Origin of the sequence: Hydrogenophaga bisanensis (assembly GCF_042665135.1) — a bacterium.
In the GTDB taxonomy this organism is placed as follows: Bacteria; Pseudomonadota; Gammaproteobacteria; order Burkholderiales; family Burkholderiaceae_C; genus Hydrogenophaga; species Hydrogenophaga bisanensis.
The window spans coordinates 21,369-42,564 of the sequence record NZ_JBHTBX010000018.1 but is presented as its reverse complement, the minus strand read 5'-3'; the positions used below and the strand labels follow the sequence as shown (position 1 = coordinate 42,564).

Here is a 21,196-nt window from a genome sequence, read left to right as displayed (position 1 = left end):
GTGAGCGCGCCGTTGGCGTTGATGCGACATTCCCCACAGGGAGAGGGGTGTGGAGGACTCATGTCTTCAGCCGAAGGGCAGCGAGATGTCGACCACGGCGCCTTGCCCCTCGCCTGGTCGGATGCCGATGGAGCCATGGTGCATCTGAACGATTTGCCGGCACACGGCCAACCCCAGACCGGAACCGTTGAACTGCCGTCGGGTGGTCAGGCGGGCAAAGGGTTTGAAGAGACGGTCCGCGTAGGCGGGATCGATGCCGATGCCGTTGTCGGCAATCCGGATGATGGCGGTGCCTTTGGACAATTGCGCGTCGATTTCGATGACCGGGGTCCGGTCGGCGGGAACGAACTTCAGGGCGTTGTCGAGCAGGTGGGTCAGCAGGGTTTCCAGCAGGGCTGCATCGCCCATGACCACCGGGAGCGTCCGTGAGCTGATCAATGCCCCCCGGGTCGCCACCACAGGTCCGAGCTTCTGTCGGGCGGCCATCAGGCAACTGTCCAGATCCACGGGTGTCATGGCGATCGAGGTTTGCTGGGCCAAGGACGCGAACTGCACGACATCATCGAGGAGCACACGCATGCGCTGGGCGCCGTGGCCAATGCGCTGCAGATGCGCCTGAGCGGTGGCGGGCAGGTGGGCCTGGTGGTCTTCCTGAAGGAGTCCCGCGAACTGGCTGACCGTGTTGACGGGTTCGCGCAGGTCGTGCGAGGCCATGTGGATGAATTGCTGCAAGCCCTGGTTGGCCTTCTCCAGTGAACGCGCGGAGCGTTCCAGGTGTGCCTGCGTGCGGCTGGCGGCGGCTCTGGCGGCCGCCAGCACCTGGGCGGGGACCAGTGCTGCGGCCAGTGCCAGGTAGACAAACATCTGTTGCCATTCCCAGGTGGTGGGTGGTGGCACGAAGGCGCCCACCGCCAGCATCAGCCCCAGGGTCAGGGACACGGCCAGTGTGATGACCGCGGTACCCAGCATCGGCAGTGTCATGGCGGAAACCATGAGCGGCAGAACGGTGTAGACGAAGGGGTAGGGCAGGTAAGCATGCACCAGCAGGGTCATGCCCACCGCCGTTGTCAGCAAGCCCCAGAAGAGAGGGGTGGTGCTCAACGCTCTCAGCGGGCCGACCCCCTCCCGGTGGACCATCACACTCAGCGGCAGGGCCGATGCGCCGCCGACCACGGCACTGGCCATCCAGGGCAGTACGGTGGCATACAGGGACTGTTCCAGACCGTCAGCGAGCAGCAGTGAGCCCAGCAATGCGCTGGCCGCAGGTGCCACCACGCATCCCAGAACCACCAGTGATAACAGGTTGGCAGGGTTTTCCAGGCTTTGGCGATCCAGGCCCGCGCGCCGGATCAAGGCGGCCGCCAGCACAACTTCCAGCAGATTGGGTGGTACGAACCTCAGGGCTGTCACCCAGGGGTCGCCCCAGGCCAGGTTGGCCAGGGCATTGGCGATGCCGACCGCTGCGAGCAGCCAGGGCCACTGCGGCGCCGGGCGGTGCATCAGAAACGCGATGGCAATGGCGTTCGCGTACCACAGTGTGGCGATGCTGCCAGCGGTCCGCGTCAGGCTCAGTGACACCAGTGCCGCCAGACCATACAGCAAGGCCAGCAACAGAGATGCCTGACCGATCGAGAGCGACTTGTGTGGGGTCATGGCCTGGTGATGTCGTCCTCAGTCGGGGGCCGGTCTGGGCTGCCACGCTGGCGCCAGCGCCAGGCGGTGACTGTCGCGCCGACGACCATCAGGGTCATCCCGCTCCAGAGCAGCCAGCGGGGTTGGCGGTCAAAGGCGTCGAGGTCCAGATCGCCCATCCAGCGGTCGATGACGGCTTGCCGCGCGGCCGGTGCGATCGACTGGATGCCCTGGTCAATCCGGGGCATCAGCGCCGCATGGGGCTTGGCCAGTGCGAAACTCAGCGGGTAGTCGAATCCGACACGACCGGCAGGTTGCAGGTCCATGAAACCGTCGCGCCGGATGAGGAAGGCCACGCTCGCGGCATCGGCCACGGCTCCCGTGTAGCGTCCCTCGGACACGCCGCGCAAGGCGGCTGCGTCGTCTTCCACCGCCTGCCAGTGGATCTCGGGGTATCGCTGGCGCATGGGCGCCTCGACCCCGTAGCCCTTGCCGACGGCCACCGGCTTTCCCGCCAGCGCCTTCAGGCCTTTACGGGCTTCCGCAGCACTGACAGCTGCGCCCAGCACCAGGATGGCGGGCACTTCGATATAGGGCCGAGAGAACACCAGGAATTCGGCACGTTCGGGCGTGCTGCGCAGCGAGGTGATCAGGTCTGCGCGCTGGCTGCGCAGGTCTTCGAGCAGGGTGGCCAGCGGCTGGGGAGGCTGCGCCAGCGCGGTCAGTCCGGATTCGGCCAGCACCAGGGACAGCATGTCGATGGACAGGCCCTGGGGCTGGCCATCGGCGTCGGCAAAGACAAACGGGGCATAGTCCCGTTCGACGGCCAGCCGAAGTGGCTGGGGCTCGGCACGGGCGGGCAACAGCCCGGCAGACAGCAGCCCCGCGCCCAGCACGAGCAGCAGTCGACGCCGGGCAGTCGGGATGCGGAGTGTGGTAAGCATGGCGCAACCTGCAAATGGCGGGTCACCTCACTCTCATTGTAGGGGCCGTCAGCACGTTGTTGCGGACCCCAGAGGCGTTAAGCAGCGCGGATCGGTGTCGCTGGAGCCCGCTACCGTGACAGGGTTGGCAGTTTGCCGCTGGCGGATTGGCCGAGGCCATGCACAATGGTGTGTGCGTGGTACATCCCTGCCCGCTCAATACCAGGCCGAGTAACGATGCCGCCGATGCGAAATCCACGACCGACGTCGAACGAATGGAGCCGCCGCCGCCTGTGCCAGGCGATGTTTGCGGGCATGCTGGTTCCCACGCTGACCGCCTGCACCCAACTGGTGAGGTTGCCATTGACGGTGGGTTCCAATGCCTGGGTGGGCTATGACCCCCTGGCGCTGGCCCGCGACCAGCACCTGTTCGACAGCCAGCGGATCAAGGTCGTCGGCCTGTCGTCCAGCTCGGAAACCCTGCGCTACCTGCGCAACGGGCTGCTGGATGCCGGGGCACTGACGCTGGATGAGGCCCTGCGCCTGAATGACGAGGGCTTCGATGTGAGGGTGGTGGCCCTGCTGGATGCCTCGACGGGTGCCGACGTCGTCATGGGCGATCCGTCGGTCAGGCAACTGGCCGACCTCAAAGGCCGTGCGGTGGCCGTGGAGAGCACCACCGTGGGTGCCCTCATGCTGCGTCGCCTGCTCAAGGCGGGCGGAATGACGACGGCCGATGTGCAGGCGGTGCATCTGGAGGCCACCCAGCATCTCGACGCCTTGCGGGCGGGCCGCGTCATCGCGTCCGTGTCCTACGAGCCGATTGCCTCGGTGCTTCGGGAGGCGGGGTACGCCAAGCTGTTTGACAGCGCGGACATGCCCGGGGACATCGTCGATGTGCTGGTCGTCCGCAACCTGGTGTTGAAGGAGCGACCCGACGACGTCGCGGCCCTGGTGGCTGGCTGGAACCGGGGGGTGCAGGCCTTTCTGCAGGAACCCGAAGAGGTGGCCCGCATCATGGGTCCGGCCTCCGACCTGTCGGCGCAAGACTATCTGAAGGTGCTCAGGCAGTTGCACTTCATCGATCCCCAGGAGTCTTTGCGTGAGCTCAGTGGCAGTCTCCCCCGACTGGCCCAGTCTTCAGGACCCTTGAGCGCCACGCTGCTGGAGATGGGGCTGATCCGTCAGGCGCCGGACTGGGCAGGCCTGGTCGACACGGGGCCGGCCATGGCGGCCCTGGCCATGGGGGGGCAGTCATGAGCCGCTGGACGATTCGTCTGGCATCACGCCACTGGGTCATCTTGCTGGTGTCGGTGGTGGCGGCCACCATTCTGGCGTCCAGCTACCTGACACAGGTTCGTGTGCTGGAGGCTTCGTTGCTCGAGCAGGAGTCCCTGCGCCTGCGCGAGCGCCTGAGCCTGGAGCAGAACCAGCTCGATCTCTTGACGGCCGCCGACAACCGGCTGGCCTTGCGGCGTCAGGTCAGCGCGATGGCGCTGTACACCGGGTTGCGGCACGCCTTTCTGGTCGGGCCCGATGCGCAGGTGCTGGCCTCGCTGTCGCGGGCCGATGTCGGGCGCAGTCTTGAGCAAGCGCTCGATGCGCGGCCTGACCTGGTCGGTGATGCCCGGGAGTCGCTCCTCAAGGGCAAGACCAGCGTCATTGACGTCGCGGTTACCCGGGAAGCGGGCACGCTGCTGGTGGGGCAGGTGCCTATTCAGGATGGCAGCCGCCTGGCGGTGGTGGCCGATCTGGAGTATCCCCGGACCCAGCGCATGGTGGCGCTGGAGAATGAGCTGATCCGTGAGACGGTGGTCCTGGTCGTGGTCATGGTCATCCTGACGGCCTTTCTGCACCTGATCTGGTTCCGTCGCGCGCAGCGCCTGGTCAAGGTGCTGGATTCCATCGGCATGGGGCAGTTGCAGCTGCGGGCCGACATGAAGGGCGCCGACGAGCTGGCCTTCATCGGGCGAGCGGCCGACAAGATGGCCGAGCGTCTGCAGGAAGACCAGCAAAGCCTGCGGCAGATGCAAGAACTGATCAACCGGTCGCCCGCGGTGGTGATCGAGTGGGAGCCCGCGCCGGGTTGGCCCATTCTCAAGATCAGCGAGTCGGTGTCGCAGTGGGGCTATGCGCCGGCGGACCTGACCGAAACGCGCCTGCCGTACCTGCAGCTGATCCATCCGGACGACCTGACGCGGATCGAGTCGGAGGTGGGCGAGAAGGCCAACTCGCGCGAGGATGTGTTCGTGCAGGAGTACCGCATCCGTTGTGCCGATGGCCGGTGGGCTTGGCTGGAGGACCGGACGCGCTTCGATCGGGACGAACGAGGGCACCTGCTTCGCATCACGGGCGTGCTGATGGACATCACTGATCGCCGGGAAGCCCAGCGCGCGCAGCGCGAGCAGGCCGACCAGATGCGGCGCTTCTTCGAATTGCCCTTCATCGGCATGGCGATCTCCGACCCCGTCACCAAGACCTGGGTTCAGGTCAACGACCGGTTGTGCCAGATTCTGGGCTACCGGCGCGACGAGCTGGTGGGTGCCAGCTGGGCCGAAATGACGCACCCGGACGACCTGGTGTCCAACGTCGCGCTGTTCGACGAGGTGGTCCGGGGGCAGCGGGATGGCTACCAGTTGGCCAAGCGCTTCGTGCGCAAGGACGGATCGGTCGTGGACGTGGAGATGGATGTGCGGGCCGTGCGCGAAGCCGATGGGTCCCTGCGCCACCTGTTCACCACGGTGGAGGACGTCACCGAGCGCAAGCGCGCGCAGCAGCTGGTCGCCCAAAGCGAGCATCGTCTGCGTGAAGCGCAGCGCATTGCCCGCATGGGCCACTGGGAGATTGAGGTGGCCACGGGTGCCACCCACTGGTCGGACGAGACCTACCGAATTCACGGGTTTGACCCTGCGGACCCCGCACCGGCGTTTGACCGTGCCATGTTGCTGGTGCATCCCCAGGACAAAGATCGTCTGGTGCAGGCCTTCGATCGGCTCACTGCGCATCAGCAGGCGTTTGAGTCGGACTACCGCATCGTGTTGCCTGACGGGCAGCCAAGGCACCTGCATGTCAAGGCCGAGCCGGTGGTGGAGTTCGGACAGGTCCGGCGTCTGGTGGGCACCGTGCAGGATGTGACCGACCTGGTGGAGGCGCGCCAGGCCCGTGACCGGCTGGGGCTGGTGCTGGAATCGACCACCGACCTGGTCAGCATGACCGACGCCGATGGCGAAGCGTTCTATTTCAATCGCGCGGCCCGGGACTTCTGGGGCATGACCGATGAAACACCTCTGGATTCGGTGCTGCATCGCGTTCACCGGCCGGAGGTCGCCCGCTACATCGCCGAGGTGGCCATTCCTGCCGCCATTCGCGACGGTGTCTGGCGGGGAGAAACGCCCACGCTGGCGGCGGACGGGCGCGAAGTGCCCATGTCGCAGCTGATCATGGCGCACCGAGACAGCGAGGGCAAGGTGCTGTACCTGTCGACCATGATGCGCGACATCAGCGACGTCAAGCAGGCGGCGCGCGAGATCGAGCAGCGCGGTGAGATGCTGCAGCAGGCCGAGTCGATTGCCCGTCTGGGCAGCTGGACGCTCGACCTTGAAAAGCAGGAGTTGCGCTGGTCGTCGCAGATGTTCATCAACGTGGGCCTGCCGGTGGCCGACCAGCCTCCCTCCATGGAAGGATTCTGCGCCCGCATACACCCGGACGACGTGGCACAGGTCCGTGCCGCGATCGATCTGACCCAGCAGGGACAGGACGTGCCGGAGGTGATCTTCCGAACCCATCCCGAGCACGGTCCGCTGCGCTGGCTGCGCCGCACCGTGCGCCGTGTTGACCGCAGCGCCCAGGGGCTGGCACCCCGCTACATGGGTACCTTGCTGGACATCACCGAGGCAGTGCACTCGGAGGAGCGTCTGCGGGACATCAACCAGGAGCTGGAGCAGCGCGTGGCCGAGCGCACCGAGCAGCTCTCCCGCATCAACAAGGAACTGGAGTCGTTCACCTATTCGGTGTCGCACGACCTCAAGGCCCCGTTGCGCGGCATCGATGGCTACAGCCAGTTGCTGGAAGAGGAGTACGGGTCCAGACTGGATGAAGAAGCCCGCCAGTTTCTGCGGCGCATTCGCCGGGGCGTGCAGCAGATGGGCGACCTGATCACCGATCTGCTGGACTATTCCCGCATGGAGCGGCGCACCATGGAACGCCACGATGTGGAGCTGCAGCCTCTGGTGGATCAGATGCTGGAGTTCCATTCGGCAGACATTGAGCGCCTGGGCACCCAGGTGACCAACCATGTGGAGCCCATGCACCTGGCCATCGACCGGGACGGTCTGGCGGTGGCGCTGCGCAACCTGATTGGCAACGCCATCAAGTTCAGTCAGGACCGCCAGCCTCCCCAGATCGAGATCGGGGCCCACGCGGAAGCAGGCAAGAAGCACATCTGGGTGCGTGACAACGGCGTGGGATTTGACATGAAGTACCACGACCGCATCTTCGGCATCTTTCAGCGCCTGCACCGGTCCGAGGAATATGCCGGCACCGGCGTGGGGCTGGCCATGGTCGCCAAGGCCGTCGAGCGCATGGGCGGTCGCGTCTGGGCCGAGAGCGTGCCGGGGCAGGGCGCCACCTTCCACATGGAATTTCCCGATTGAGGGGTAGACATGTCGATGAACCCGCGATCTGATGCGCAGAATGTGCCAGGCCATCTCGGGCCAGAGAATCCGCTGGACGCTTCCGGCCGCGAACCCACCCAATGGCAGACCCTGTTCTATGAGCTGCCCTTCATCGGCATGGCCATCTCCGATCCCGTCAATCGTTGCTGGGTTCAGGTCAACCAGCGCCTTTGTGACATCCTGGGTTACACAGAGGAGGAGCTGGTGGGTCGCAGCTGGATCGACACCACCCATCCCGATGATCTGCCCGCCAACCTGGAGCTTCTGGAGAGCCTGCTTGGTGGAAGTCGCGACAGCTTCCGCATGCGCAAACGCTTCATCCGCAAGGATGGCAAGGCGGTGCATACGCAGGTGGACGTGAGGGCGGTGCGACGGCACGATGGCAGTGTGGACCGCTTCCTGACGACCATCGAGGACATCACCGACCGCATTCGCCAGGAGACGCTGCTCCAGGAGCATGCGCGCCAACTGGAGGCCGCCCAGCGCATTGGCCGGATGGGCAGCTGGGTCATGGATGTGGCTTCCCGGGATATCCGCTGGTCGGCCGAGACCTTCCGCATTCATGGGTTCCCCCCTGGGAGCCCGGCCCCCTCGCTCTCGGACGCCATGGGAATGGTGCATCCGGATGACAGGGAGCGGGTCGCGCAGGCACTGGAAGACGCCGTCCGTGGCACGGTGTGTGAAGTGGAATACCGAATGATCCGGCTCGGTGGCGAGCAGCGTCACCTCAAGCTCAGGGCCGAACCGGTGCTGGAGCGAGGGAAGCCCGTGCGGGTGGAAGGTACCGTCCAGGACGTGACCGAGCTGATGCAGGCCCTGCTCGAGCGCGACCGGCTCACCGCCGTGCTGGAGAACACGACCGACATCGTCAGCATGGCCGACCCACAGGGCCGGGTGTTCTACTTCAACCGGGCGGGCTATGAGGTGCTGGGTCTGGACCGCGGCCAGCCGCTGGATGATGTGATCCGTCACGTGCATCCCCCCTGGGCGGCCCAGTTGGTGCACGATGAGGGAATCCCGACCGCCATCCGTGAAGGGCGCTGGCTGGGCGAGACGGCAGTGATCGGTGCGGACGGCCAGGAGATACCGATGTCGCAGCTGGTGATGTCGCACCGCAATGCCGATGGTGAACTGGAGTACCTGTGGACCGTCCTGCGGGACATCTCGGACCGCAAACGGATCGAGCAGGCCCTGTCGCGCAGCGAGCAGCGTTACACGCTGGCTGCTCGCGTCGGACGGTCGGCGGCCTGGGAAATGTGGCCCCTGGAGGGCAAGGCCTTCTCGGACGAGAACCTGGCGAGACTGCTGGGGTATGAGCTCGAAGAGCTGGGGGAGAACCTGGCCGCCTGGATGCAGACCATTCCCGAGGAGACCCGCGCGGCCGTGGCCGAGGCCATGCAGCCGGTCATCGACGGCCGCACCGACACCTATCAGGTGGAGCACCCGGTGCTCCGAAAGGACGGATCCCGGGGCTGGGTGAGGGTCCGCGGGCAGCGGGTGACGCCGCCCGGCGAAGAGCCGCTGCGGATCGTCGGCTCTTCGCTGGACATCACCGACGCAGTCCATGCGGCCGAGCAACTGCGCCAGGCCAACCAGGTGCTGGAGCAGCGCGTGGCGGAACGCACGGCGCAGCTGCTCCAGGCCAATCAGGAACTGGAAGCTTTCTCGTACACCGTCTCGCATGACCTGAAGGCACCTCTGCGCGGCATCGACGGCTACAGCCAGTTGCTGGTGGAGGACTACGCTGAGCAGCTGGACGAGACGGGGCGTCAGTTCGTGCAGCGCATCCGCGATGGTGTCCGGATCATGGGCGACCTGATCGGCGATCTGCTGGAGTATTCGCGCATGGAGCGCAGAGACATGGTGCGCGATCCTGTGGCCGTGCAAACTCTCGTGCAGCAGGTGCTGGACGGTTATGAGTCGGATGTCCGGCAGCAAGGCGTCTGCGTGGACATCAGTCTTCCCGCCGTGACGCTGGCGCTGGATCCGGAGGGCATGGCGGTGGTGCTGCGCAACCTGGTGGGCAATGCGATCAAGTTCAGCCGCGACAGCAAGCCTCCTCGCATCACGATCGGCGGTGAGCTGGTGGACGGGCGCTGCCGCCTGTGGGTGCGTGACAATGGCATCGGATTCGACATGAAATATCACGATCGCGTGTTTGCCATGTTCCAGCGCCTGCACCGGGCCGAAGAGTTTTCGGGGACCGGCGTGGGGCTGGCCCTGGTGGCCAAGGCGGTTCACCGCATGGGTGGGCGCGTCTGGGCACAAAGCGCGCCTGGTGAAGGTGCCACTTTCTATCTGGAGTTCTCAGCATGAATGCCGCCATCAATGTGCCTCCGATCCTGCTGGTGGAGGACAACCCCATGGACCTGGACCTGACGCTGCGGGCGTTCAGCAAGAAGAAGTTCAGCAACCAGGTGCATGTGGCCAGGGACGGGGAGGAGGCACTGGCCTTCATCCACCGGTGGGATTCGGGCGAAACGGTGCCGGCCGTCATCCTGCTGGACATCAACCTGCCCAAGGTCAATGGCCTGGAGGTTTTGCGGCAGCTCAAGGGGCATCCGGTCTATCGTCGCATCCCGGTGGTGGTGCTGACCTCGTCGCGCGAAGACCGGGACCTCAAGACCGCCTACGATCTGGGGGTGAACTCCTACATCGAGAAGCCGGTCAGCTTCAGCAAGTTCATGGAGGTGGCCGAACAGATCGAACTCTACTGGTGCGTGCTCAACGAGCGCCCCCGCTGATCCTCCCCCAGAAAGGACCCCATGTTCAAGATTCTCATCCCTGTCGACGGTTCTGACCTGGCCCTGGAGGCGGTGCGTCATGCACTGACCCTGGTGGGGCATGGCTTGAAGGCGCGCTTCTTGCTGGCCAACGTACAGGAGCCCGCCAACCTGTACGAGGTGGTGGTCGCCCATGACCCGAACGTGCTGCGCGAGGTGAGCGAGGCCGCCGGCCGTGATGCGCTGCGCGCTGCTGTGGATCTGCTGCAGGCCGCCAGCCAGACGGTGGAGGCGGTGGTGGTCCAGGGCGACCCGGCACAGGAACTGCTGCAGCTGATCGAGGCGCATGCCCCGCAGGCGGTCATCCTCAGTGCCCGCGGCGCGGGCGCCCTGCGCTCGGTGCTGCTGGGCTCGGTCTCCCAGGCCCTGCTGGGCAGCAGCCCGGTGCCTGTGACGGTGGTCCATCCGGTCCAGACCGACTGAGGCGGCGCCCGGTTTTCTCGACACAGCCCTGAGCGTGATGCCCAGGGCTTTTTTCATGGTGGTTCAACATCCGACAATTACGCTTAGGTAAATGAATTTACGGATATGGAATTTTGAGCTACAGTCTGCAGCCAACAGGAACCCGATTGGAGACAACTGATGGGCACGTACACCTATCCCACCTTTCCCTACCGGGCGCCCGCCGACCTCATGGCCGGCGCGCCCCAGCGCAAACCCCTGGTGATCATAGGTGCCGGTCCGGTGGGGCTGGCCGCCGCCATTGACGCGCGGCTGCAGGGTCTGGAGGTGTTGCTGTTCGACGAGGAAGACAGCGTGTCCTTTGGTTCGCGGGCCGTCTGCTATGCCAAGCGGGCGCTGGAAATCCTGGACCGCCTGGGCGTGGGTGACACGGTCTGCGAGAAGGGCGTGAGCTGGAATGTCGGCCGCACTTTCCTTCAGGAAGACGAGGTCTACCGTTTCAACCTGGTGCCCGACGCCGGCCACAAGCGTCCGGGCATGATCAACCTGCAGCAGTACCACCTGGAGGAAGCCCTGGTCAAACGTGCCACCGAACTGGGCGCCGATCTGCGCTGGAAGTACAAGGTGGTGGGCGTGCAGCCGCTGGACGATGGCGCGCGGGTAATGGTGGAAACGCCCGATGGCGGCTTCGAGATCGAGGCCGACTGGCTGATCGTGGCCGATGGGGCCCGTTCCAATGTGCGGCGCCAACTGGGTCTGGACATTGAAGGGCATGTCTTCAAGGACCGTTTCCTGATCGCCGACGTGATCATGAAGGCCGACTTCCCCGCCGAGCGCTGGTTCTGGTTCGATCCGCCCTTCCACCCCAACCAGAGCGTGCTGCTGCACAAGCAGAGCGACAACGTCTGGCGCATTGACTTCCAGCTGGGCTGGGACGCCGACCCGGAAGAAGAAAAGAAGCCCGAGAACATCATTCCCAGGGTGAAGGCCATGCTGGGCGATGAACGGGAGTTCGAGCTGGAGTGGGCCAGCATCTACACCTTCCAGTGCCGCCGCATGAAGAACTTCCGCCATGGCCGCCTGCTGTTTGTGGGCGACGCGGCGCACCAGGTCTCGCCCTTCGGCGCGCGCGGTGCCAACTCCGGCTTCCAGGACACCGACGACCTGATGTGGAAGCTGGCGCTGGTGATGAAGGGTCAGGCGCCCGATGCGCTGCTGGACACCTACGACGCCGACCGGATCTATGCGGCCGACGAGAACATCCGCAACTCCACCCGCTCGACCGACTTCATCACGCCCAAGAGCAAGGTCAGCCGCCAGTTCCGCAATGCGGCGCTGCAACTGGCCCGTCACCACCCCTTTGCCCGCAAGCTGGTCAACTCGGGGCGCCTGTCGGTGCCGGCCTTTCTGGTGAACTCGGCCCTGAACACGCCCGATGCCGATGCCTTTGACGGGAACATGGTGCCTGGCGCCCCCATGGACGACGCGCCGGTGCGCCTGGGCGGCCAGGATGCCTGGCTGCTGGACCAGCTGGGCAACCGCTTCGTGCTGATGGTGTTCGCCGACCGGGCCGACACGCTGGATCCTTCGTTGATCACCCTGGCCGGCGAGTTGGCCGCAGGGACGATGCCGGTTCAGACCTTGCTGGTCACCGCACACCCGGGGGCAGCCCCGTCGGGCATGACGGTGTTGCATGACCGCGACGGGCTGGTCGCCCAGCGCTACGACGCGCGCCCGGGCACCGCCTATCTGGTGCGGCCGGACCAGCACGTGGCCGCGCGCTGGCGCCGGACCGAGGGCGGCCTGGTGCGCGCCGCACTGGCCCGTGCCACCGGTCAGACCGCCGCGGTGGCCGTCGACGACACCGTGCCCGCCTGAATCCCGAGGAGACCCCGATGCCGCTGCAACTGCAACCGAACCTGGCCGAGGCCGGCCAACGCTATTTCCGGGATTTCACCCCGGGAGATGACTTCTACCAGGCACTGATCGATGCCCACCGCGATCTGAGCGACGAACAGAGCGAAATGCTCAATGCCAGACTGATCCTGATCCTGGCCAACCACATCGGGGACATCGGCGTCCTGCGCGAGGCCCTGGCGGCAGCCCGTGACGGGGTCTGAATCCCTGCGGGGTTGCCGCTAAGCGGGAAAACCCCGATAAGAGGGTAGATTTCCCCTCAAGTCTGGTGACAGACGGCCGAAACTTCTAGAAAAACGGGGAAAGCATTTGTCCGTAATTCAGATGAGCGGAGGCTTGTCATGCTCAGTATCAATACCACACCCTCTGCCCCTTGGCCGGTGACCACCGGGCAGACGACGGTGCAACCGGTTCAGCCGGTCGCCGCGCCTTCTGCGAAGCAGGGTTCCACCAACGACTCACGTCAGCAGGCTGACGATGGGAGAGGGGCTGCATTGCCCAGCGCGTCGGTGAAGGTCAGCACCGCTGCGCGTGAAAAAAGCGCGGAGCCGCAGGCAGCGCCCTTGCTGCCGCGCGAGCGTCCACCAGAAGAGCAGGAGCGTGCGCAGAACGAGGTGGACGACGCCAAGGCCGAAGAATCCGAACGACAGCGGGAAGCCGAACGGCAGCGGCCACAGCCGCAGCAGCTGCTGTCCACCATCTGGAAGGCCAGCGCAGCGGTCGTGGACCAGGCGCTCGGTGAGCCGCAGGTGGCCACGTCGTCGGTGGAAGAGCCCCAGGCGGCCGCCGAGTCCTCAGGTGTCGTGGTCGTGGCGACCGCCGGTCGCATGGTGACTGGCCAGCAGGACACTGCCGAGGCGCCGACCGGCGCGACCCAGGTTGCCGATGCGCAGGAAGTGGTTGCTTACGACGAACGCGGCAACGGCGAGACCGCGCCCGTCGAACTGGGTGCCATCATCAGCGAGAGAGTCTGACGAAGCACCGGGACCTCGCGGTCCCGGTGCCGGCATGAGAAAGGGGCCGTCAAGGCCCCTTTCTCATGCCTGTAAGGGCCTGATCAAGCTTTCGCCTCGAAGACCCGGACGGCGTCGCGGGTGGCCTCGGCTTCCCGGCGCAACTGCTCGGCATACTCCTGACCGATCGGTTCCTCGGTCTGAGTGGCCAGGTACTCGATGCGGGCCGAAGTGTCCACCAGTGCCTTGAACCCCATGAGCATGGACGTACCCTTGAGCTTGTGCGCGTTGTGGCCGATGGTCTTGCGGTCACCGTCAGCGATGTTCTGCAGCAGCACCGGCACGGTGCCCTCCGGGGGCCTGAACAGGGTGTCGAGCATTTCCTCCAGGGAGTCTTCCGGCATCATCGACACGATTTCGCCGTAGGCTTCCGGATCGATCAGGACTTGCGCCGACATCTCCGGCGTGGGCAGGATCACGGGCATTTCGTAGCTGGAGAGCGTGAAGGGGCGCGAATCGAGCGGAATCCCGGAAGACCCGCCGGTATCGTCGCCCGGGATGGCCTGTGCCCCCGCCTGCGGTTCAAGCAAGCCACAGCGAGCCAGCGCACGTTTAAGGTCCTCTGCCTGCAGTGGCTTGCTGGCGAACTCGTTGATGCCCACTTCCAGGGCCCGTTTGCGGGTGTCGTTGACCACGTCGGCCGTGACCAGAATGATCTTGGTTTCCGAGGCAGGGCCGGGCAGGGCACGGATGGCCTCGGTGGCGGCCAGCCCGTCGAGCACCGGCATGTGGTAGTCCAGCAGGACCACGTCGTAGCTGTTGCGCTGCACCAGTTCCAGCGCTTCCTGCCCGTTTTCGCAGAAGGTGGCATCGTGGCCCATCTTCTCCAGCAGGATGTTCATGTACTTCAGGTTGATCGGGTGGTCTTCCGCGACCAGGATCTTCAGGCGCCGTGGAGCCCCCAGGCCGCCGGAACCCGTGCCGGTATCGCTCGCCGGTGCATCGCAGTGGGGCAACTGCAGGATGACGGTGAACACCGATCCCACGCCCGCCTGGCTGCTGACATGGATGTCGCCGCCCATCATCCGGGCCAGGTTGCGCGAGATCTCCAGACCCAGGCCGGCCCCACCGATCCGCCGGCGCAAGGAATTGTCGGCCTGGAAGAACCGGGTAAACAGCCGTTCGACCGTCTCGGCATCCATGCCGACACCGGTGTCGCGCACCGTGATCACCACGCCGTCCGGCATGGCGTCCGAACGGGCCACTTCCACCATGATCGATCCCTCATGGGTGAACTTGATGGCGTTGTTGATCAGGTTGTACATGATCTGCCGCAGCCGCGTGGCGTCGGCCATTACCCACTCGGGCAGGTTGGCCGCTGCGTAAATGTGGAACTGCAGGCCTTTGTCCTCGGCCGACACGCGCATCAGGTTGTCGACTTCATCGACCACGGTGCGCAAGTGGGTCGGGGCGGTCGACAGCTTGAGCGTGCCGGACTCCATCGTGGTCACGTCCAGGATGTCGTTGAGTACGCCAAGCAGGTGCAGGGCCGAGTCGCGCGCGGTTTGCAGGTAGTCGCGCTGCTGGTTGCTCAGTGAGGCGTCGCCCAGCAGATTGAGCATGCCCAGCAGGCCCTGAAAGGGTGTGCGGATCTCGTGGCTCATGTTGGCCAGGAACACGCTCTTGCCGTGGTTGGCGGCCTCTGCCTGATCCCTGGCTTCCGTCAGTTCCTTGCTGAGCTTCTGCAGACGCGTGTACTGCTGCTGCTGGCGGCGGATGTGGCGGATCAACAAGCCCACGAACAACAGCATGACCACGCTTTGCACGGAGGCCATGCCGATCACCAGCATGCTCTGCTGCTGCAGTTGCTGGTTGCGCTCGTCGACGAAGACCGCCACCGCGCGGTTGGACTCCCGGGTGACATCGCCCAACAGGGGCGTCAACTGCTCGATCCGGCGATCCATGTCCGACAGCACCGCCGGCGATTGAGCCAGCTCGTCGGGTTTGGCAAACAGAGGATCGGCGTAGGTGACGAACTTCTCAAGCTCGGTCAGTGCCTGCGTGTAGACCTCTGAGCGCTCGAGGAGGTCACGGCGGGGAATTTTTCTCAGCAGATCGATGCGGCTGATGAAAATTTCGTAACGCTCCTGCAACTCATAAGGATCGGCGCTGCCTGGCGACAACTCTGCGTTGTGCACCACCTGATCCAGTCGGCCCAGTTCGCGTTCCAGTTGGTAGGCCTGCCACATGATGGAATCGACCTGATTGCTCGACAGGTCCTCGAGCATCTGGAACTGGCGCCACTGGATCCATGCCAGCGGGCCGATCGTGACCACCAGCAGCGCTGCAATGGCCAACACCCACTCGCGACGACGCCAGCGGGAAATGTTCTGAATGGAAAACATCACTGGATGTCCAGGGCCTTGAGCTGCCAGATGGAGCGTTCGTAGTAGGTGGAGGAACGAAGGTCGGTGTCGCTGTCAAACGGGTAGATGACGAACAGCGGTCCTTTTTCACGCACCGGCATCGGCTGGTCGTCCAGCAGTCGGGCCACAAGCACCTTGTATTTCTGGGTGTCGCTGACCGGAATCGTGATCTTGTAGTCGTTGATGGCGATGGCCGAGATGGTGGTGCCGCTGGCCTTGACCGCCGCGAGCACGTCGGACAGCAGAGGGCCGGTGAACTTGACGGGACGGTCGTACCAGGGCGTGCGGGTGGTGAAGCTGTGCTGGGGCAGGGCCTCCAGCATCTTCATGTCGAATCGGGCCTTGTCCCCGGCGTTCTTCTCGCCGATCTTGCCCGAGACGGTCAGGATCGGGCGTTCCTTGGGAGCATCCAGCGCGAGGCAGGGGCCCGCCACGAGCAGGCCGGACAACGACGCAACGAGGGTGAGGACACGGCGGCGTGATTTCATGGGAAGCATTCTCCTAGGCAGCTGAGGAAGCTGCCTGACATCATATGCGGTGCCGAACCCCGGCGGGGCTGTTGGCGAGGCGTGTGAGCAACGCCGGCGTGATCTGCTTGAGGGGCAGGACTTCGTTGGCCGCACCCGCCTGGATGGCCATGCGGGGCATACCGAAAACCACGCAGCTGGCCTCGTCCTGCACATAGTTGTAGCTGCCGGCGTCCTTCATCTCGCGCATGGCCTGGGCGCCGTCGGCCCCCATGCCGGTGAGCATCACGCCAATGGCGTTGGGGCCGAGCACCCTTGCCGCGGATTTGAACAGCACCTCGACCGAGGGCTTGTGGCGGTTGACGGGCTCGGTGTCCTCGACCACGGCCACATAGTTGGAGCCGCTGCGGTCGATGCGAAACTGCATGCCGCCCGGTGCAATGTAGGCATGACCCGGCAGAATGCGCTCGCCATGGCGGGCTTCGGCCACGCTGATGCGACACAGGCTGTTGAGCCGGGCGGCAAAGCTGCTGGTGAAGCCCGGCGGCATGTGTTGTGTGATGACGATGGCCGGCGCGTCGGCGGGCATGGGCACCAGCACCTCACGGATGGCCTCGGTGCCCCCGGTGGAGGCGCCGATGCAGATGACCTTCTCGGTGGTGGCCAGCCGTGGCAGCGGCACGCTGGGTACCGCACTGGCCGTGTGGGAGCCGCTGCCGGCGCCAGCCGCTCCGCTGGCCGGTGTGGCCGCCAGGCGGCGCACCTGCGCGTGCGAGGCGACCCGGATCTTGTCGACGATGTCGTGGGCCAGTTCGTTCAGTCCGCTGGTGATACCGATGCGGGGTTTGGCCACATAGTCCACAGCGCCCAGTTCCAGGGCGCGCAAGGTGATATCGGCCCCCTGCTCGGTCAGGGTCGAGACCATGACCACCGGCATGGGGCGCAGCCGCATCAGGCGGGAAAGGAACTCCAGCCCGTCCATCCGGGGCATCTCGACATCCAGCGTGATCACGTCCGGGTTGAGCTCCCGGATCATCTCGCGGGCGACCAGCGGGTCGGCGGCGGCGCCCACACACTGCATGTCGGGCTGCCGGTTGATGATTTCGGTCAGCAGGCTGCGCACGAGCGCCGAGTCGTCGACGACGACCACGCGGATCTTGGCCATGTGTTGTATCTCCCCTCAGAACAGGTCCACCGAGCCACCGGCGTTGGTCTTGGCCACCACGGCGGCATTGCCCTTGCGTTCCTGGGTCTCCAGATTCTCGGGGTGAGAATGGGCCAACCGTTTGACCATGGCCTTGCCGGTCACCGGGAAGTAGCAGACCTTGCGCGGATGGATGTCCAGCACGTCCTTGGAGACCACCGAGATGCGCTCGGTGGCCAGGTAGTCCAGCACGAACTCGGTGTTGCGTTCGCCCACGTTCATGGTGGTGAAGCTGTGCATGACCTGTCCGCCACCAAACACCTTGGCCTGCATGTACTCCCGACGGGCGCCGAGCTTGATCATCTCGTTGATCAGCAGTTCCATCGCGTACGAGCCGTACCGTCCCGAAGTGTCAGCTCCCCCTTCGGGCAGCATGAAGTGGTTCATACCGCCCACGCGCACTTTCGGGTCCCAGATGCAGGCGGCGATGCACGAGCCCAGCACGGTCATGATGACCATTTCCTGGTCGGTCACGAAGTACTCACCGGGCAGCACCTTGACGGCGTCGTGCTTGAAGTTGTGGTCGTGGTAGAAAAAGGATGCCTCGCCAGGCTTGCGCGGCCGGGACTTCAGCACCTCCAGCGTCGAGCTGCGCATGGCGGCGCCGCTGAGACCCGTGCTGCCAAAAGGCCTTGGGGCAGGGGGCGTCGGGAGCGAAGGATTAAATGCGCTCATAGACCGTCTTTCCTCGCAAGGCAAACAGGGACCGGGCGTCGCTGAAGTTCTCGGCATGGCCGACGAACAGCATGCCACCCGGTTTCATCACGCGATGGATGCGCTCCAGCACCTGTCGCTGGGTGGGCCCGTCGAAATAGATCATGACGTTGCGGCAGAACACCACATCGAACGGTTCGCGCAGGGGCAGATCGTGGATCAGGTTGATGGTCATGAACTCCATGTGCTTCTGGAGCTCAGGCTTGACACGGACCATGCCGGCGTTGGCGCCCTTGCCTCGCATGAAGAAGCGCTGCAGCCGCTCCTGGCTCAGTCCCTTGATGTTCTCGGCTTTGTAGACACCGCGTGCGGCCGTAGCCAGCACCTTGGTATCGATGTCGCTGTTGACGATGTGGAAGTTGCCATTGGCGCCCAGCACCTCGGTGCAGGTCATGGCCAGCGAGTAGGGTTCCTCGCCGGTGGAGGCCGCCGAGCACCAGATGCGCCAAGGCTGGGTCCGGTGGGCAGCCAGCAGGTCGCGCAGGATATCGAAATGGTGCTGCTCGCGGAAGAACGAGGTCAGGTTGGTCGTCAGCGCATTGATGAAGTCCTGCCACTCATCCCCGTCGTGCTGCTCCAGCCAGTCCAGGTAGGACGCAAAGCTGGTGTGCCCGGTCTCGCGCAAACGGCGGGACACCCGGCTGTAGACCATGGCGTGCTTGCCGTCGTGCAGGCTGATGCCGGCCTTCTTGTAGATCAGGGCCTTGATTCGGGCAAAGTCGGCATTGGTCCAGGCGAATTCGCGCCCCTGCGCCACGGGGCCGTCGTCCTGGGCCACCGGTGGCGTTGCCGGCCGTGGGCGGTTCGATGGGGTGGATTGCAGCATGTCAGGTCCTGACCTTGACGAAGGTGGGCCAGGCCCACCGGGCAGTGAATGTCAGTGTCGCGAGCGGCGCACCAGGCCGGAGGTGTCCAGGATCAGGGCAACCTTGCCGTCACCCAGGATCGTGGCACCCGACACATTCGGCACCTTGCGGTAATTGGTCTCCAGGTTCTTGATCACCACCTGCTGCTGGCCGAGCAGTTCATCGACCATGAGCGCCACGCGAGAGCCTTCGGACTCCACCACCACCATGATCGGGCTGGTGTTGTTGAACTCGAAGCGCGGCACGCTGAAGATCTTCTCCAGCTCGATCACCGGCATGTATTCCTCGCGCACCTTCACCAGTTGCGCACCCTGCGCCACGGTGTTGATGTCGGCCGGGTTGATCTGGAAGGACTCGATCACCGAGGACAGCGGCAGGATGTAAACCTCGTCGCTGACGCGCACGCTCATGCCGTCCATGATGGCCAGGGTCAGGGGCAGGCGCACCTTGACGCTCATGCCGTAGCCTTCGGCCGAGTCGATCTCGACCGTGCCGCCCAGCGAGGCAATGTTCTTCTTGACCACGTCCATGCCGACACCGCGTCCGGAGACATCGGTCACTTCCTCGGCGGTGGAGAAACCCGGGGCGAAGATCAGGCTCCAGACCTCCGCATCGGTCAGGCTGTCTGGCGCGTCGATGCCCTTCTCGCGGGCCTTGGTCAGCAGTTTTTCGCGCGAGAGGCCCTTGCCATCGTCGCGCACCTCGATAAGGATGCTGCCGCCCTGGTGGGATGCCGACAGGGTGATCGTGCCATGTTCGGTCTTGCCTTTGGCCAGACGGTCGGCCGGCATCTCGATGCCGTGATCGCAACTGTTGCGGATCAGGTGGGTCAGCGGGTCGGTGATCTTCTCGATCAGCCCCTTGTCCAGTTCGGTGGCTTCGCCGTGGGTGATCAGCTCCACTTTCTTGCCCAGCTTGCCGGCCAGGTCGCGCAGCATGCGCGGGAAGCGGTTGAACACCACCGACATCGGAATCATGCGGATGGACATGACCGCTTCCTGCAGGTCGCGGGTGTTTCGGTCCAGGTCGGCCAATCCGGCCAGCAGAGCCTGGTTGTGGGTCACATCCAGTTCCCGGCTCTTCTGGGCCAGCATCGCCTGGGTGATGACGAGTTCACCCACCAGGTTGATCAGTTGATCCACCTTGCTCACAGAGACGCGCAGCGTGCTGGACTCCATCGAAGCCTGTGCACCGGCGGCGGCTTTGGGCTCTGGGCGTGTGGCGGCTGGGGCGGGCTTGGCCACGGCTACTGGCGCAGGTGCTGGGGTGGCCGCGGGCGACGGCGCCACAGGTTCTGGGGCGACCGATGCCGGTGCCGGTGAGCCGGGGGTTCCCGGGGCGTCGTCGAAGAATCCGAAGTCACTGCCCTCACCGGCAATGCCAGTGCCTTGGGTGGCGGCGGGTGCGGGTGCGGGGGCGGCCGGCGCTGCGGCATCCAGATCGACGATGCGGATCAGCTCCTTGTTCACGTGGAAGGTGAACAGATCCATCAGGTCGCCATCGGTCGACGTGGTGATCACCTGATAGACGCGGTGGTCTTCCTGGTCACACGGCAGGGCTTCGATCTGGCCCAGACCGGTGATGTCGCGGAACAACTCGGCGATGCTGTCGGCCTGTGCCGGGTTGGTCATCGGACCAATGTGGATTTCCAGCTGGCGCTGGCCGTCGGCACGCGGTGCCCGGACGGCCACTGGCGCGGGGCTGGCCACCGGCGCGGCGATCACCGGCGCAGGTGCTGCCACGGGTGCCGCTGCGGCAGGAGCGGGCGTCGGTGCTGGTGCGGCGGCAGGGGCCTGTCCGTTGGCCAGGGCATAGATGCGCTCGACCAGCGACGCAGTTTCCGGCGGGTCCATCGGGCGCCCCTGGTGTCGGGCCAGAAGCACTTTGAGTGCATCGGACGATTCCAGCAGCACGTCGACCATGGGGGGCGTCGGTTGCAGCTCATGACGGCGCAACTTGTCCAGCAGCGATTCCATCTGGTGGGTCAGTTCGGCCACGTCGGCAAAGCCGAAGGTGGCCGCACCGCCCTTGATCGAGTGGGCGCAGCGGAAGATGGCGTTGAGCTCTTCGTCGTCGGCCGCCTCCACATCCAGCGCCAGCAGCATCTGCTCCATCTGTTCCAGGTTTTCACCAGCTTCCTCGAAGAAGATCTGGTAGAACTGGGTCAGGTCGATGTTGCCGCCCAGGGCTTGTCCTTCATTCATCATTTCACCCATGGATGACTCCTGGTCGTTGC

At 65.1% G+C, this 21,196-nt stretch carries 16 protein-coding genes; 8 read left to right on the top strand and 8 right to left on the bottom strand.

All coding sequences use genetic code 11. The features are described from left to right. Positions 1 to 66 precede the first annotated feature (66 nt). Entirely contained in the window at positions 67 to 1,653 is a 1,587-nt protein-coding gene (locus ACFQNJ_RS18195; protein ID WP_382260082.1) for an ATP-binding protein, read from the bottom strand. Beyond that, a complete protein-coding gene (locus ACFQNJ_RS18190) occupies positions 1,650 to 2,576 on the bottom strand; it encodes a transporter substrate-binding domain-containing protein (RefSeq protein ID WP_382260080.1) in 927 nt (308 codons plus the stop codon). The genes ACFQNJ_RS18195 and ACFQNJ_RS18190 overlap by 4 nt, the downstream gene beginning before the upstream one ends. Positions 2,577 to 2,801: 225 nt before the next feature. On the opposite strand from ACFQNJ_RS18190, the gene ACFQNJ_RS18185 reads away from it, so the two are divergent. The 8 genes from ACFQNJ_RS18185 to ACFQNJ_RS18150 all read left to right on the top strand — a co-directional run bounded on the left by ACFQNJ_RS18185 (position 2,802) and on the right by ACFQNJ_RS18150 (position 13,304). Next, a complete protein-coding gene (locus ACFQNJ_RS18185; RefSeq protein ID WP_382260078.1) occupies positions 2,802 to 3,815 on the top strand; it encodes an ABC transporter substrate-binding protein in 1,014 nt (337 codons plus the stop codon). After that, positions 3,812 to 7,207 (top strand): PAS domain-containing protein, encoded by a 3,396-nt coding sequence (locus ACFQNJ_RS18180; RefSeq protein WP_382260076.1) that lies wholly within the window; start codon positions 3,812 to 3,814, stop codon positions 7,205 to 7,207. The genes ACFQNJ_RS18185 and ACFQNJ_RS18180 overlap by 4 nt, the downstream gene beginning before the upstream one ends. 15 nt (positions 7,208 to 7,222) lie before the next feature. Continuing rightward, the gene (locus ACFQNJ_RS18175; protein WP_382260074.1) at positions 7,223 to 9,544 is read left to right on the top strand and encodes a PAS domain S-box protein; all 2,322 of its coding nucleotides are present in this window, start codon (positions 7,223 to 7,225) and stop codon (positions 9,542 to 9,544) included. After that, complete coding sequence (locus ACFQNJ_RS18170) at positions 9,541 to 9,972, top strand: response regulator (RefSeq protein WP_374642361.1); 432 nt, start codon at positions 9,541 to 9,543, stop codon at positions 9,970 to 9,972. Before ACFQNJ_RS18175 ends, ACFQNJ_RS18170 begins: the two co-directional genes overlap by 4 nt. Before the next feature lie 21 nt (positions 9,973 to 9,993). Next, positions 9,994 to 10,434 carry a universal stress protein gene (locus ACFQNJ_RS18165; protein WP_382260071.1) on the top strand — a complete coding sequence of 147 codons (441 nt, stop codon included), beginning with the start codon at positions 9,994 to 9,996 and terminating at the stop codon, positions 10,432 to 10,434. 159 nt (positions 10,435 to 10,593) lie between these two features. Further along, positions 10,594 to 12,291 carry an FAD-dependent oxidoreductase gene (locus tag ACFQNJ_RS18160; protein WP_382260069.1) on the top strand — a complete coding sequence of 566 codons (1,698 nt, stop codon included), beginning with the start codon at positions 10,594 to 10,596 and terminating at the stop codon, positions 12,289 to 12,291. Between the two features lie 17 nt (positions 12,292 to 12,308). Beyond that, positions 12,309 to 12,533: a DUF2783 domain-containing protein gene (locus ACFQNJ_RS18155; RefSeq protein ID WP_374642367.1), complete on the top strand. Its 225-nt coding sequence runs from the start codon at positions 12,309 to 12,311 to the stop codon at positions 12,531 to 12,533. A 138-nt stretch (positions 12,534 to 12,671) separates the two neighbouring features. Then, positions 12,672 to 13,304, top strand: a complete 633-nt coding sequence (locus ACFQNJ_RS18150) for a hypothetical protein (RefSeq protein WP_382260067.1) — start codon at positions 12,672 to 12,674, stop codon at positions 13,302 to 13,304. Positions 13,305 to 13,387: 83 nt separating this feature from the next. On the opposite strand, the gene ACFQNJ_RS18145 is transcribed toward ACFQNJ_RS18150, so the two are convergent. From ACFQNJ_RS18145 to ACFQNJ_RS18120, 6 genes are all read right to left on the bottom strand, one after another. Then, positions 13,388 to 15,688 (bottom strand): ATP-binding protein, encoded by a 2,301-nt coding sequence (locus tag ACFQNJ_RS18145; protein WP_382260065.1) that lies wholly within the window; start codon positions 15,686 to 15,688, stop codon positions 13,388 to 13,390. Beyond that, complete coding sequence (locus ACFQNJ_RS18140) at positions 15,688 to 16,197, bottom strand: putative pterin-binding protein (protein ID WP_382260063.1); 510 nt, start codon at positions 16,195 to 16,197, stop codon at positions 15,688 to 15,690. The genes ACFQNJ_RS18145 and ACFQNJ_RS18140 overlap by 1 nt, the downstream gene beginning before the upstream one ends. 40 nt (positions 16,198 to 16,237) lie before the next feature. After that, positions 16,238 to 17,341 (bottom strand): protein-glutamate methylesterase/protein-glutamine glutaminase, encoded by a 1,104-nt coding sequence (locus tag ACFQNJ_RS18135; protein ID WP_382260061.1) that lies wholly within the window; start codon positions 17,339 to 17,341, stop codon positions 16,238 to 16,240. Positions 17,342 to 17,356: 15 nt separating this feature from the next. Beyond that, a complete protein-coding gene (cheD, locus tag ACFQNJ_RS18130; protein WP_374642376.1) occupies positions 17,357 to 17,977 on the bottom strand; it encodes a chemoreceptor glutamine deamidase CheD in 621 nt (206 codons plus the stop codon). A gap of 64 nt (positions 17,978 to 18,041) precedes the next feature. Beyond that, positions 18,042 to 18,920: a CheR family methyltransferase gene (locus ACFQNJ_RS18125; protein WP_382260059.1), complete on the bottom strand. Its 879-nt coding sequence runs from the start codon at positions 18,918 to 18,920 to the stop codon at positions 18,042 to 18,044. A 51-nt stretch (positions 18,921 to 18,971) separates the two neighbouring features. Beyond that, the gene (locus ACFQNJ_RS18120; RefSeq protein WP_382260057.1) at positions 18,972 to 21,176 is read right to left on the bottom strand and encodes a chemotaxis protein CheA; all 2,205 of its coding nucleotides are present in this window, start codon (positions 21,174 to 21,176) and stop codon (positions 18,972 to 18,974) included. Positions 21,177 to 21,196 lie beyond the last annotated feature (20 nt).

What these genes read in the sequence shown, in the direction of transcription:
- ACFQNJ_RS18195 (WP_382260082.1), bottom strand. Translation starts at nt 1,653, where the DNA reads ATGACCCCACACAAGTCGCTCTCGATCGGTCAGGCATCTCTGTTGCTG.
- ACFQNJ_RS18190 (WP_382260080.1), bottom strand. Translation starts at nt 2,576, where the DNA reads ATGCTTACCACACTCCGCATCCCGACTGCCCGGCGTCGACTGCTGCTC.
- ACFQNJ_RS18185 (WP_382260078.1), top strand. Translation starts at nt 2,802, where the DNA reads ATGCGAAATCCACGACCGACGTCGAACGAATGGAGCCGCCGCCGCCTG.
- ACFQNJ_RS18180 (WP_382260076.1), top strand. Translation starts at nt 3,812, where the DNA reads ATGAGCCGCTGGACGATTCGTCTGGCATCACGCCACTGGGTCATCTTG.
- ACFQNJ_RS18175 (WP_382260074.1), top strand. Translation starts at nt 7,223, where the DNA reads ATGAACCCGCGATCTGATGCGCAGAATGTGCCAGGCCATCTCGGGCCA.
- ACFQNJ_RS18170 (WP_374642361.1), top strand. Translation starts at nt 9,541, where the DNA reads ATGAATGCCGCCATCAATGTGCCTCCGATCCTGCTGGTGGAGGACAAC.
- ACFQNJ_RS18165 (WP_382260071.1), top strand. Translation starts at nt 9,994, where the DNA reads ATGTTCAAGATTCTCATCCCTGTCGACGGTTCTGACCTGGCCCTGGAG.
- ACFQNJ_RS18160 (WP_382260069.1), top strand. Translation starts at nt 10,594, where the DNA reads ATGGGCACGTACACCTATCCCACCTTTCCCTACCGGGCGCCCGCCGAC.
- ACFQNJ_RS18155 (WP_374642367.1), top strand. Translation starts at nt 12,309, where the DNA reads ATGCCGCTGCAACTGCAACCGAACCTGGCCGAGGCCGGCCAACGCTAT.
- ACFQNJ_RS18150 (WP_382260067.1), top strand. Translation starts at nt 12,672, where the DNA reads ATGCTCAGTATCAATACCACACCCTCTGCCCCTTGGCCGGTGACCACC.
- ACFQNJ_RS18145 (WP_382260065.1), bottom strand. Translation starts at nt 15,688, where the DNA reads ATGTTTTCCATTCAGAACATTTCCCGCTGGCGTCGTCGCGAGTGGGTG.
- ACFQNJ_RS18140 (WP_382260063.1), bottom strand. Translation starts at nt 16,197, where the DNA reads ATGAAATCACGCCGCCGTGTCCTCACCCTCGTTGCGTCGTTGTCCGGC.
- ACFQNJ_RS18135 (WP_382260061.1), bottom strand. Translation starts at nt 17,341, where the DNA reads ATGGCCAAGATCCGCGTGGTCGTCGTCGACGACTCGGCGCTCGTGCGC.
- cheD (WP_374642376.1), bottom strand. Translation starts at nt 17,977, where the DNA reads ATGCGCAGCTCGACGCTGGAGGTGCTGAAGTCCCGGCCGCGCAAGCCT.
- ACFQNJ_RS18125 (WP_382260059.1), bottom strand. Translation starts at nt 18,920, where the DNA reads ATGCTGCAATCCACCCCATCGAACCGCCCACGGCCGGCAACGCCACCG.
- ACFQNJ_RS18120 (WP_382260057.1), bottom strand. Translation starts at nt 21,176, where the DNA reads ATGGGTGAAATGATGAATGAAGGACAAGCCCTGGGCGGCAACATCGAC.